This window comes from Cryobacterium mannosilyticum (assembly GCF_004402705.1).
Taxonomy (GTDB): domain Bacteria; phylum Actinomycetota; class Actinomycetes; order Actinomycetales; family Microbacteriaceae; genus Cryobacterium; species Cryobacterium mannosilyticum.
Genome location: NZ_SOFM01000040.1, coordinates 83,806 through 95,361, shown reverse-complemented (window position 1 = coordinate 95,361; position 11,556 = coordinate 83,806). Strand labels below are relative to the sequence as shown.

The 11,556-nt window shown below is 67.5% G+C and carries 13 protein-coding genes; 7 read left to right on the top strand and 6 right to left on the bottom strand.

The genetic code is table 11. The annotated features are described in order from the left end of the window. Window positions 1-11: 11 nt before the first annotated feature. The 6 genes from E3O32_RS13035 to E3O32_RS13010 all read right to left on the bottom strand — a co-directional run bounded on the left by E3O32_RS13035 (window position 12) and on the right by E3O32_RS13010 (window position 5,667). Window positions 12-1,208: an HNH endonuclease gene (locus E3O32_RS13035; protein ID WP_166790853.1), complete on the bottom strand. Its 1,197-nt coding sequence runs from the start codon at window positions 1,206-1,208 to the stop codon at window positions 12-14. Between the two features lie 359 nt (window positions 1,209-1,567). After that, on the bottom strand, window positions 1,568-1,894 hold the full coding sequence (locus E3O32_RS13030; RefSeq protein WP_134510167.1) for a hypothetical protein: 327 nt from the start codon (window positions 1,892-1,894) through the stop codon (window positions 1,568-1,570). Further along, window positions 1,887-2,333: a flagellar export chaperone FliS gene (fliS, locus tag E3O32_RS13025; RefSeq protein WP_338145202.1), complete on the bottom strand. Its 447-nt coding sequence runs from the start codon at window positions 2,331-2,333 to the stop codon at window positions 1,887-1,889. Before fliS ends, E3O32_RS13030 begins: the two co-directional genes overlap by 8 nt. After that, complete coding sequence (gene fliD / locus E3O32_RS13020) at window positions 2,330-3,715, bottom strand: flagellar filament capping protein FliD (protein ID WP_134510165.1); 1,386 nt, start codon at window positions 3,713-3,715, stop codon at window positions 2,330-2,332. Before fliD ends, fliS begins: the two co-directional genes overlap by 4 nt. Window positions 3,716-3,888: 173 nt before the next feature. After that, on the bottom strand, window positions 3,889-4,740 hold the full coding sequence (locus E3O32_RS13015; RefSeq protein ID WP_277612771.1) for a flagellin N-terminal helical domain-containing protein: 852 nt from the start codon (window positions 4,738-4,740) through the stop codon (window positions 3,889-3,891). 114 nt (window positions 4,741-4,854) lie between these two features. Next, the gene (locus tag E3O32_RS13010) at window positions 4,855-5,667 is read right to left on the bottom strand and encodes a sigma-70 family RNA polymerase sigma factor (protein ID WP_134510163.1); all 813 of its coding nucleotides are present in this window, start codon (window positions 5,665-5,667) and stop codon (window positions 4,855-4,857) included. A 434-nt stretch (window positions 5,668-6,101) separates the two neighbouring features. On the opposite strand from E3O32_RS13010, the gene E3O32_RS13005 reads away from it, so the two are divergent. From E3O32_RS13005 to E3O32_RS12980, 7 genes are all read left to right on the top strand, one after another. Next, entirely contained in the window at window positions 6,102-6,587 is a 486-nt protein-coding gene (locus tag E3O32_RS13005) for a flagellar protein FlgN (protein WP_134510161.1), read from the top strand. Next, complete coding sequence (gene flgK / locus E3O32_RS13000) at window positions 6,584-8,062, top strand: flagellar hook-associated protein FlgK (RefSeq protein WP_134510159.1); 1,479 nt, start codon at window positions 6,584-6,586, stop codon at window positions 8,060-8,062. Before E3O32_RS13005 ends, flgK begins: the two co-directional genes overlap by 4 nt. A gap of 3 nt (window positions 8,063-8,065) precedes the next feature. Next, window positions 8,066-8,992: a flagellar hook-associated protein FlgL gene (gene flgL / locus E3O32_RS12995; RefSeq protein WP_134510157.1), complete on the top strand. Its 927-nt coding sequence runs from the start codon at window positions 8,066-8,068 to the stop codon at window positions 8,990-8,992. Next, on the top strand, window positions 8,989-9,402 hold the full coding sequence (locus E3O32_RS12990; RefSeq protein WP_241974935.1) for a flagellar assembly protein FliW: 414 nt from the start codon (window positions 8,989-8,991) through the stop codon (window positions 9,400-9,402). The genes flgL and E3O32_RS12990 overlap by 4 nt, the downstream gene beginning before the upstream one ends. Window positions 9,403-9,624: 222 nt before the next feature. After that, window positions 9,625-9,792 carry a hypothetical protein gene (locus E3O32_RS17305; RefSeq protein WP_166790852.1) on the top strand — a complete coding sequence of 56 codons (168 nt, stop codon included), beginning with the start codon at window positions 9,625-9,627 and terminating at the stop codon, window positions 9,790-9,792. Window positions 9,793-9,902: 110 nt separating this feature from the next. Then, window positions 9,903-10,517, top strand: a complete 615-nt coding sequence (locus E3O32_RS12985) for a cytochrome b N-terminal domain-containing protein (RefSeq protein ID WP_241974933.1) — start codon at window positions 9,903-9,905, stop codon at window positions 10,515-10,517. Beyond that, complete coding sequence (locus tag E3O32_RS12980) at window positions 10,514-11,467, top strand: hypothetical protein (protein WP_241974932.1); 954 nt, start codon at window positions 10,514-10,516, stop codon at window positions 11,465-11,467. The genes E3O32_RS12985 and E3O32_RS12980 overlap by 4 nt, the downstream gene beginning before the upstream one ends. Window positions 11,468-11,556: the final 89 nt, after the last annotated feature.

Below are 11,556 nucleotides of genomic sequence, written 5' to 3'. Positions count from 1 at the left end.
AAGCCCTGTGATTATGCCGACAACATCCACTCCGATGCCAACAGCCACAAGGGACCCACCCTCAACATCGGCATAATCCGGACATCGGAATAATGCAAATTATGCCGATATCGGCATAAGGGACAGAGGTGGGCGAGGTTGTCGTGGGCGGAGATGCCGTCGAATTGCCAGTCGAGGGAGTGGTCGAGGTCGGAGTGGGCCGCGGGCTTGTTGCAGCCGGGGAATCGGCAGGTCTCGTCGCGAAGTCGAAGCCACCGCCTCAACGGTTTCGGCACCTTGTATCGGTTCCGGCCGACGGAGAGCACGACGCCGGTCTCGGGGTGGGTCAGCAGCCGGGTGAACCCGGCCGCTCCGCCGGCGAGTCGACGGGCCGTATCGGGATCGATCGGCCCGTACCCCTCGAGGTGGCCGGGCTCCTCTGACCGGCCCATCAAGGTGAGCACCGGCACGGTCACGTTGACCGTGGCCCGGATCCCAGCACCCACGCCGGCGGGGGTGACTCCGTCGAGGAGCAGGTCGGTGAGCACGTCCGCCCGCAGTTGGCTGAGGGTGCGGGTTTCGTCGGCGCCTTGCAGGCTGAGCGCCGCGACCGTGACCCGGAGGTAGGCGGCTTGCACTCGTTCGGCGGAGTCATAGAGCCAGAGCGATGCCATTCCGTCGGCTTCGGCCTCGATCATCACCGTGCGGTCGAGGACGGACACCGTGTGCCGGGCCAGGATCGTCTCCGGGTGCAACCGTTCCCGAAGCACCCGCGCCTTGTACTTGAGCTTGGACGCGGTCAGGTGCCCGGCCGTGCGCAACAGTGCGGCCTCGAACGCGGCCTTGCCGGCCGGCGGGACCGTCCACGCCTGCCCGATCAGCACCTGCGCGTGCCGGTAACTGATCTCCCCCGACTGCAGTGCGGCCCGGGTCGCCGGCAACTCATCGGCCAGGGCGCGGCTCTCTGCGATCAGGTTCTCCGCGGTGCGCTGCGGGAACCGCAAGGTCACCGCCAGCTCGCTCACGAACTCCCGCTGCGCGACCATCGCCGCCGACCACCGGCCGCCCGGCACGGCCCGACTCGCGGCCGTGGCCTCGCTGAACCGGCGCGCCTCATCCACCAGCGCCGCCCGCCGCGCACACGCGGCCGCTATCTCACGCTCGGCCGCGGCGATGGCATCGAAACGGATGCCGAGCGCCTCCTGCGGGGCAATGAATGCTGCTGTCATGCGAGTCACTTTACGGGCACCCACCGACATTCCCAGGCGTGGAGGAGTCTCACAGATCGACTGTGGATAACCTGATCACACCCATAATGTGGAGGACGCGAGAGAGACCATGGGGCGGCATCCTGTGTTCCGCGGAGGACCGCCGTCGCCGCTACGAGAACGGCTGGACGCTACCGCGCCCGCGGGCGCGGGCTGCGGAAACGGGCACGGGCTGGGCCGGCTCTGGTCTCGACAGGCTCGACCACCGGTACGGCTCGCGGGACACACCTGGTCTCGACAGGCTCGACCACCGAGAGGCTCGACCACCGAGAGGCACGACCGCCGAGAGGCACGACCAGCGGGGTGGCCCGGCGGGCAGGTCAGCCGGCCACGTCGAGGTAGACCGCGTGCTCGGTGTGCTGGGTGGAGAGGATGTTGCGCACGGCGGCGAGGTGCACGCTCGCCGAGCGCCGGGCATCCTCGATCTCGCGGATGAGTTCCAGCTGGCCGGCGAGCAGGCGGCGGGCGCGCGCCTCGAACTCGGCGGGCATCTGGCCGAGGTGCTCGGGGGCGAGCCATTGAACGCCGGGGTAGGGTTTCTCCCCCGGCACGACGAGCACCGCGTCGCGGGCGCCGGAACCGAGGCTCGCCTCGAGCTGGTTCAGCACCTCGAGCCACTCGTCGGCGCTGCTCGACTGCCTAGGCAATTCCGAGTTCCCCACCGAGGTGAGCGGACATGGTCTGGGCCGGGAGCAGGTCGGCGGCCTCGTGCCAGGTCTGGCGCAGCGGCTCGAGCAGCGCGATGCTCTCGCGGGTGCGGTCGACGTCACGGTGGATGTTCGCGCTCATCAGCGAGTTCGACACGTAGGTGTAGATCGCGAAGAGGCCCTCCCCGCCTTCCCACGCCGCAACGTTCAGCGACGTGGACAGCTCGGAGACGATCGCCTGCGCGTGAATCAGGTTCTCGGATGCGACCTGCCAATTCTCGACGACCTGAGCGGCTTCCGCGCGGTTCAGGTCAAGCAGGAGGCGATCGTAAAGCATCGTCAGCAGACGCACCGGAGTCGCCGAGAGTACGGCTTCGCGGTTCAACTGGGCCCGGCGGGCCTGGGTTCCGCCCATCATGCTCATCACTGCCATCATCATCCGTTCGAGGTTGAACTGCTGAGCCCGGCGACCTGGGAGGACAGCCACGACGACTGGGCCTTCATGGCGCTGAGCTGGGTTTCCAGTGCGGTGTAGGTGCTTTGCAGGGTCGCCCGGCGAGTGGCCAGGTTGCGGTCCCAGGCCTCGATCCGGGTGCCCAGGTCTTTGACCGTGGACTGCTGGCCGGTGATCTTCGCGGTGATCTGACCGTCGTACTTGTCGGACACCGCCTTCGCCGCGGCGGCGACCCGGGTGGCGATCTCGGTCACGGCGGCCTTCACCGTGGCCGGATCCTTGGCGAGGGCAGTCGCGAACTTGGCCGCGTCGAACTCCATGGTGCCGGTCTTGGTGATGCTGATGCCGTACTCCGACGGCGAGTGACCGTTGATGGGGGCGGATGCCGCGGTCAGCAGTTTCTGCTTAGCGTCGCGCACCGTGCTGTCACCGGTGAACACTCCGGGCGAGAGCACGGCAGCCCCCGCGGCATTGGTGCTGTTCGTCACCACGGACTTCGTGGAGATGAGTGCGAAGACGCCGTTCAGCGAGCTGACCAGGCCGGAGGCGATCGAGCCGATCTGCGCGTCATCCCGGGCTACCTTGATGGTGACCGGGTCGGTCGAGACCGCGGACACGCTGATCGCGACGCCCGGCAGCAGGTTCGAGAAGGTGTTGGTGGACGAGGTGATGGTTTGCGCCGCGGCGGTGCCCGCCCAGAGGGTGACGCTCGCGTCCTGCGCCGTGCGAATGACGGCTGCACCCGGTGCGGTCAGCAGATTGGGAGCGGTGTTGGCCGTGACCTCTGCCTTGGTGCCCTGATAGACGGTGAATGCGCTTGCTGCTCCGGTTGCGTTGCCGCTGAACTGGAGCCGATACTGCGGCACGCCGCCACCGTCGACTCCGGAGGAGACCTTGGTGGCGGTCACGCCGGCACCGGAGGCGTTGACGGCCGTGACAATGTCGTCGAGCGACGAGGACGCCGCCGAGATCTCGGTGCTCACGGCGCCCGACACGATCGTGAGCACGGCCGGGGTGGCCGGCCACGCGGTCATCGCGGCCGACACATCGATCTGGCTGCGGGCAAGAGCACCGACGACGACGTCGAGCTGCCCGGCGCCAACCCCGGCCGACACAGAGGTCGTGATGCTCGCTGAGCTGCTGGAGGAGGTGAAGAGGTCGAGCCCGGCGGGCTTCGCGGCCTTCGCGGCGAGGTCGCCCAGGGCCGAGATCTGGGAGTTGAGCCCCTGCAAAGCCGAGATGAGGTTCTGCGAGGTGGTGACCTTGGCCTTGAGCAGGCCCTGCGGCACGGCCTCGACCTTCATCAGGGAGTTGATCAGGTCGGTGGTGTTCAGACCCGAGACGAGTCCGTCGATGGCGTTGCTCATGCCGTGCCCTCCTTACGAGTGTGCGATCTTGCCGGATGCTGCGAGTGTTGCGAGTGGTGCTGGTGCAAACGTGAATGGCTGGTGGTGACCGAGGGATGAGGTCCAGTTCATCTCTCGGTCACCACCAGCCATAGTTCACCGCGCGGTTTCCCGAAAGGTTCAGCTACTCCGGGTTAGCGGAGGAGCGACAGCACGCCCTGAGCGGACTGGTTCGCCTGCGCGAGCATGGCGGTACCGGCCTGCGAGAGGATGCTGGAACGGGTGTACTTGACCATTTCCTCCGCCATGTCGGTGTCGCGGATTCGCGAGCCGGCAGCGGTGAGGTTCTCCTTGGAGACGGCCAGGTTCTTGATGACGCTCTCGAACCGGTTCTGGTTGGCACCAAGGTCGGCGCGGGCCGTCGAGATCTCTGTGATCGCAGCGTCAAGCTTGGAGATAGTGCCGGCCGCGCCATTTACAGCCGAGGCACTGTCAAACCCGGCCGTGGCGAGGGCCGTCACATCGCCGGCAATCGTCGTGAGGTTCTTCATGGTCACGCTGATCTGATCTGAAGCCGTGCTTCCGGCGCCGACCTGGAAAGTCAGCACTCCAGCCGCTCCACCAGTTCCATCGAGCAGCTTCGTTCCGTTGAAGTTCGCCGAGTCTTTGATTCGGGTGAGCTCCGCGCCCAGCGCGGTAACCTCGGTCTTGATCGCGCCACGAGAGTCGGCGTTGTTCGAGTCGTTGCCGGCCTGAACGGCGAGGTCACGAACGCGCTGCAGGATTGACTGCACCTCGTTCAAGGAACCTTCTGCGGTCTGGATGACCGAGACGCCGTCCTGGGCGTTGCGGCTGGCGACCGTGAGGCCACCGACCTGCGACTTGAGGCCCTCGGAGATGGCCAGGCCTGCTGCGTCATCCGCTGCGCGGTTGATGCGAAGGCCGCTGGACAGCTTCTCCAGGGACTTGGACATGTCGTTCTGCGTTGCGGCCAGGTTGCGGTACGTGTTGTTGGCCGCGAGGTTGGTGTTGATCTGCATACCCATGATGAGTTCCTCCGTGATGTGGGTGGTGGTGCGCCGACCCATCCATGGGTTGACACCTTGAGCTATCGGCCCCGGGCGGGATCGCGTTAGCCGTTCAGCGGAAAAACTTTCGGGCTAAGCGGACTCGGCCGCGTAGAGCGCGCCAGCCGAGGTGGCCAGGCCGAACATGGACTGGTCGGCGAGCCGGGCCAGGTAGGCGCTGCGCCGGGCCGGCGCGATGCGGGACTCCGGCACGTACTCGGCCTCGGCGTCATCGGCGTAGTGGGTGCCCATTCCGTCACGGAGCAAACGGATGGCCTTCGCGCGCTGCTGGGACACGGCCGAGTGGGTGATCCCCAGTTCGGCGGCGATCTCCTTGACCGAGCGGTCGTCGAAGTAGACCTGCTGGATGATCTCCCGCATCTTCTCCGGCAGGGCGTCGATCGCCGCGCGCAGGAACGCCAGGCGTTCGGCGGAGAGGAGGGATTCCTCGGGCAGTTCGGTGCCGGAGACCAGGAACTCGGCCGTGGCGTCGTCGAGGGTAGAAAGGGTGCGCTCGGAGTCGGCCAGTCCCGCGGCTGCGGTCTCGCGGTCGACGCCGAGGGCTGCGGCGACCTCGTCGACCGAGGCTGCACGGCCGAGGGCGGCGGCCAGCGTCTCCTGCACGGCGCGGGTTTCCTTGATGCGGCGACGCGCCATCCGGGTAGCCCAGTCGTTGGAGCGCATCTCGTCGGCGAAGGCGCCGATGATGCGACGACGGGCGAAGGCACCGAAGGGAACACCGAGTTCGGCGTTGAACGCATCCGCTGAGGTGATGAGGGCGAGGGCTCCGGCCGAGGCCAGGTCGTCGCGGGAGAGGTGGCGTGCCTTGGCCCAGACTTCGGAGACGAGGTAGCCCACGAGCGGAAGGTTCTCGATGACCAATTGGTTGCGTTCTGCCCGATTCACGACGGACCTTCCAGGTAGCTCAAACGGACGGGGTGCGGATCGAGTCTGGCGAGCCAGGTCGAGCGCGTTTTGCCGGGTAAGCACGAGGACGTTGTCGAACGAAGTGCGGGGTTTCGGGCCCCAGCGGGAGGTTTTCTCTGCCGCCTGTTAAAACGTAATTGGGGGGCGCGCAGCGGAAGCGGAACGGCTGCCCCCACTATGGGGAAACAGACCCCCAGTCCGGGGCGAATCACCCCGCAACGGGGCACATCCGCCGCGCTGGTCCGCGGATTTTGTCCTCCTTTCGGTGGACAGGTGCGGGGCCGGGCTGACAGTCTGTTTCCCATTCACCACTAACCGTGGCTGCCACCGTGCCGATAGTGCCTCTTAGAAGCCGGAGTCCACGCGTTGACGCGTGTCACCCGGCATGGAATCGAGAGGCAGGTGGAGGACACGTGGGCGCCAATGAATTGTCAGCGTTGCTGTGGCGCGAACGGGAACTCCTCGAACTGCTGATCTTCAAGCTCGACGAGGAACAGCTTCTCCTCACCAACGGCAAGACCCGCTGGCTCCAGCAGGGCACCCGCGAGGTGGAACAGGTTCTCGGCCACGTGCGCGAGGCCGGCCTGGCCCGCTCGGTCGAGGTCGCCGCAGTGGCCAGCGAGTGGGGAACGGAAGAAGACGCCACGCTGCGCGAGCTCGTCGCCCACGCCCCCGTCGGCCCCTGGACCGAGATCATGGCCTCGCACTTGAAAGCCCTCGGCGAGCTGACCACCCAGATCAAGGAACTGCGCGACGCCAACGAGCAGCTGCTCCGGGCCGCCGCCCGCTCCAGCCAGGAGACCCTGGCCAACGTGAACCAGAACCCGAACACCTACGACTCCCGCGGCACCTCCGACGTGCGCACCGCCGCCTCCCGACTGTTCGACCAGATCCTGTGAGCACCTTCGGCGGACTGAACACCGCCTACACCGGACTGATCGCCGCTCGAAAGGGCCTCGAGGTCGTCGGCCAGAACATCGCCAACGCCAACACCCAGGGCTACACCCGCCAGCGCATCACGACGTCGTCGGTCGACGCGATCAGCCGCGTCGGCCTGATGAGCGCCGGAGTTCAGGCCGGCCAGGGCGTCAACGTCGACGGCGTCGCCCGCCTCGGCAGCGCCCAACTGGATGCCCAGGTGCGCTCCTCCGCGGCCGTCGCCGGATACTCCGCCGTGCGTTCCAACGCGCTGACCGCGGTCGAAGGGTCGATGAACGAGCCCGGCAAGAACGGCCTCTCCGCCCAGCTCGACGAATTCTGGGCGGGTTGGCACGACGTGTCCAACTCCGCCGGCGACGCCGCCCCCGCCGGGGTGCTGCTCGGCCAGGCCGCGGTGCTCACCACCCAGATTCACCAGGGCTTCCAGGCGGTGGCCAACCAGTGGTCGACCACCCGCGGCAGTGTCGACGGCATGGTCAGCGAAATCAACAACGCGGCCGAGCAGGTCGCCGCGCTCAACGTGCAGATCCGCAACGCGCAGACCGCCGGCGGCGGCGCCAACGAACTCCTCGACAAGCGCAACCTGCTCACCACCACCCTGGCCGCCCTCACCGGCGGCACGCTCGTCGACCGCGGCGACGGCACCGTCGACGTGCTGGTCGGCGGCAACGCCCTGGTCACGGGCGACTCGGCCCAGAAGCTCGTGGCCGTCGGAGCCCGCACGCTGGCCGAGGGTGGCCCCGCCGTGCACGTCGAATGGGCCGGTAAACCGGCCGCCGGACCGGTCGCAGTCGACGGCGGCGAACTGGCCGGTGCAATCTCCTTGCTCGCCCCGGCCGTGACGTCGGGCGCAGGAAAGGGAACCGGAGGCGCCCTGGCCGAAGCCGCCGAGTCGTACAACACTTTCGCCAAGGATCTTGCCGACAAAGTGAATGCAATCCACCGGACCGGGTCTGTCTCCTCTGCCCCGAATGCGGTAGCGGGTCTTGATTTTTTCTCCTACGACCCGACCAACGCCGCAGCGAGCCTGGCCGTCGTACCGACGACCGCCGCCGGGATCGCCACGGGCACCCCGGGCGTCGGTGCCGCCGACGGCTCCAACGCGGACAAGCTCGCCCAGCTCGGCGCCGGCAAGGCCGTCGCATCCGCTGGCCCGCCGCCCACCTTCGTGCAGTCCCCCTCGGCAGACTGGTCGAACTTCGTCACCGGCTTCGCCGTCAAGACCCGCACCGAGCTGCAGCACGCCTCGCTCGCCGACATCACCTCGAATGCCGCCGTCGGCGCCCAGCTCGCGAACGCCTCGGTCGACCTCGACGAGGAGAACGTCAACCTGCTCATGTTCCAGCACGCGTACCAGGGCGCCGCCCGGGTGATGACGGCCGTGGACGAGATGCTCGACACCCTGATCAACCGCACCGGACTGGTAGGAAGGTAAGCCATGATCTCCCGCGTCACCACCCAGACCCAGATGCGCTCGGCGCAGAGCAACCTGCAGACCAACCTCGCCCGGATGGCCCAGTTGCAGGAGCGGGCATCCTCGCTCAAGGCCATCGATCGCCCCTCGGACGACCCGGCCAAGGCCGCGGACTCCCTGGCCGTGCGCGCCGACCAGCGTGCCGTAGCCCAGTACAGCCGCAACGCCGAGAACGGTAACAGCTGGCTGACCACTGCCGACACCGCCCTCTCGAACAGCACCGACCTCCTGAACCAGGTGCGCGACCTCACTGTGCAGGGCGCCAACGACGGCTCCCTCTCGCAGGCCGCGAGGGAAGCGATCGCCGTGCGCCTCGACGGCCTCAAACAGGACCTGCTCAGCCAGGCCAACTCGAGCTACCTCGGCCGCACCGTGTTCGCCGGCAACTCGGATGCCGGCGTCGCCTTCAAGCCGGACTACACCTTCACCGGGTCGACCACGGGCAGTGTCGACCGCAGGATCGACGCGGACACGACCATCAAGGTCGACGTCGACGGCAGCGAGGTCTTCGACGTGAACGCGACGAACGCGACCTCGGTGTTCACGCTCATCGACAACATCAGCGCCGCCCTGCGCGGCACGCCGGGCACGGCCACCACGCCGCCCACACTGCCGTCCAACATCGGTCATTTCCTCGCCGACGTGGACGCCCGGATGAAGACCGTGCTCACCGCCCAGGCCGACGTCGGCGTGCGCCAGGGCCAGATCCAGAAGGCCGGAGACACCCTCGTGAAGCAAAAGGGGGCCCTCGAGGCGCAGCGCTCCTCGATCGAAGACGTCGACCTCGGCCAGGCGATCCTCGACCTCAAGCTCCAGGAAGTCACCTACCAATCGGCCCTCGCCGTGACCGCCAAGGTGCTCCAGCCGACCCTGATGGACTTCCTCCGATGACTACGAACCGAGCGAGAACAGCCCCGATGAACGCCACCCTCACCTTCGTCTCCCCACCTCCCGGACTCGCGCCGCTGACCGAGTTCGCGCTGATCGAGATCCCGGGCGCGGCCGGCCTCTTCACGCTGCAGTCCGCCACCGACCAGCGCACCCGCCTGTTCGTGCTGGATGCCTCGGTCTACCTTCCCGACTACTCCCCCGTGATCAGCGACGACCAGGCCGGCTCGCTCGAGCTGTCCGACCCGGCCGACGCCCTCGTGCTCGTGGTGACCAACCCGGGTGAGAGCGGCACGACCGTGAACCTGATGGCTCCGATCGTGGTCAACTCGATCACCGGCCGTTGCGCCCAGATCATCCTCGACGGCCAGGACTGGCCGCTCCGCGCCGAGCTGGGTGCCCGGTCCGCCTGAGCGCAGGTTCTGGGCGGATGTCCTGAACGGATGTCCTGAACGGATGTCCGGGGCGGATGTCCTGAACGGATGTCCTGAGCCGCCTACCTGTGCATAGTCTCAGAGTTTTTCCGGGTCAACCATGCTGGCCGACGCTCTCTTCGGGAATACCGTTGCGGGTATAGGGCCACGTGCCGGTGACCGATTTCTCCGGGGCAGGTCCTCCAGGTAATGGAGCCGATCATGCACGATTTCGTCAGCATATTAGCCAGTCTCGACAGTCCGGGGATCTATCTCGGGTGGGGTGCCTTCCAGATCCAGCTGGGCAACCTGATCGTCATCCTCGTGATGATCCTGCTCTTCGTCCTGGCCCTCTTCCTGCCGTTCCCGAGTGGCCGGAAGCGCAAGTGAGCCTCCGCGAGAACCCGCCCCGCGAGTCGGCCCCGATACCAGTCGGCACCGGCTCGAACCCCGAGGATGCCGACTACCACACTTGGACAGGTAGGGCGAGGGGCGCTCTGTTGCGGCACCTCCCCGCCGACAAGCTCCTCCCCGAGGACCAGCCCGGCTACGTCGCATCCTGGATCTACGTGTTCGGCATGGGCGCGATCGTCTCCCTCGTCTTCATCCTCGCCTCCGGCGTCATCCTCGGCCTGAACGGCCCCGCCTGGTACCACCTGTCGGACCTCGGCCACTTCGTGAACAGCGTGCACCTGTGGAGCGTCGAGCTCTTCTTCATGACCATGGTCGTGCACCTCTGGGGCAAGTACTGGATGGCCGCCTGGCGCGGCGGGCGCACACTGACCTGGATCACCGGGATGGGCGCGTTCCTGGTCTCGATCGTGACCGCATTCACCGGCTACCTGCTGCAGACCAACTTCGACTCGCAGTGGATCGCGTTCGAGGGCAAGGACGCGCTGAACGCCGCCGGCATCGGCGCCTGGTTCAACGTGGCCAACCTCGGCCAGATCTTCATGTTCCACATCATCCTGCTGCCGCTGGCCGTCGGCGCCGTCGTCGCCCTGCACGTCGTGCTGGTGCGGATGCACGGCGTGGTTCCGCCGCTCGAGGCCGCTGACACCGACGCGCAGCTCCAGCCCGGTGCTGACACCGACGCCGGGGAGGCCGGGCGATGAGCACCACGAACCTGCGCGCCTCCCGCGCCGACAGAGACGGCCTGGCTCGCCGCCCCTGGCGCGGCACCGTGCGCGAATACGACCTGTTCAAGGAACTCACGGTGGCCCTCGTCGTGATGGGCATCATCACCCTGGGCCTGTCCGCGGTCTTCGGCTCGCCCGACGAGCCGAGCGTCACCCTGAAGTCCTGGGCGATCGCCGCCCCCGCCGACTTCGTCGCCACCGCTACCGCCGAACTCGGCGGCACCAGCGAGACCGCCGGTTACGGGCCGCCCTACAACAACACCGCGGATGCGACCCAGACCCTCGGCCCGCTCGACCTGCAGAGCTTCTCCGGGGTGCAGCTCCCGATCGACACGGCCAACGACCTCGTGATCGACCCGCTCACCACGCTCAACTCGCCGCCGCCCGAACTGGCCGACTGGGTCACCGCGAGCGACGCCCAGCGCACCACCTGGACCACCACCTACTCGGATGCCCTCACCAAGGCCACCGACAACGACCCCGCAAACGTGGCGGCCGGCGACTACGGACCAGTGCCGGTGCTCACCGATTCGCTGCTCACCATGGCGAAGCAGGGCGCGCTCGACGGCGTGCTCACGGCGAAGGACAAGTTCTACAACTTCGACTACACCCGCGGCACGCTGTTCCTCGGCGACGGGGCGTACTTCGGCGACCTGGCCACCGCCCAGCACCTCACCGGCGACCAGTGGGGCATGATGAACGAGACCGGGAACACGCCGGGCCAGTCCTGGCTGTGGCTGTTCTCGTTCTGGTACCAGGTGGAGCCGTTCGCTTCCGCGCCGAACGCCGACCTGCTGGTGTTGCTGCTGATGCTCGTGCTCAGCGTGCTGCTGACGCTAGTGCCGTTCATCCCCGGCCTCCGGGACATCCCGCGCTGGATCCCGGTGCATCGGCTGATCTGGCGGGACTATTACCGCAGGCGCTGACCGGCGCACGCCGCTGCCGCTAGGCTGGTCGCTGACACCCTCACCGGTGTCAGCGACCTCGCACCGCGACAGCCCCGGCGTGCCGAACA

Coding starts and splice junctions, on each gene's coding strand:
- E3O32_RS12990 (WP_241974935.1), top strand. CDS start 8,989: ATGACTACGAACCGAGCGAGAACAGCCCCGATGAACGCCACCCTCACC.
- E3O32_RS12980 (WP_241974932.1), top strand. CDS start 10,514: ATGAGCACCACGAACCTGCGCGCCTCCCGCGCCGACAGAGACGGCCTG.
- flgL (WP_134510157.1), top strand. CDS start 8,066: ATGATCTCCCGCGTCACCACCCAGACCCAGATGCGCTCGGCGCAGAGC.
- E3O32_RS13015 (WP_277612771.1), bottom strand. CDS start 4,740: ATGGGTATGCAGATCAACACCAACCTCGCGGCCAACAACACGTACCGC.
- fliS (WP_338145202.1), bottom strand. CDS start 2,333: ATGATGATGGCAGTGATGAGCATGATGGGCGGAACCCAGGCCCGCCGG.
- fliD (WP_134510165.1), bottom strand. CDS start 3,715: ATGAGCAACGCCATCGACGGACTCGTCTCGGGTCTGAACACCACCGAC.
- E3O32_RS17305 (WP_166790852.1), top strand. CDS start 9,625: ATGCACGATTTCGTCAGCATATTAGCCAGTCTCGACAGTCCGGGGATC.
- E3O32_RS13035 (WP_166790853.1), bottom strand. CDS start 1,208: ATGACAGCAGCATTCATTGCCCCGCAGGAGGCGCTCGGCATCCGTTTC.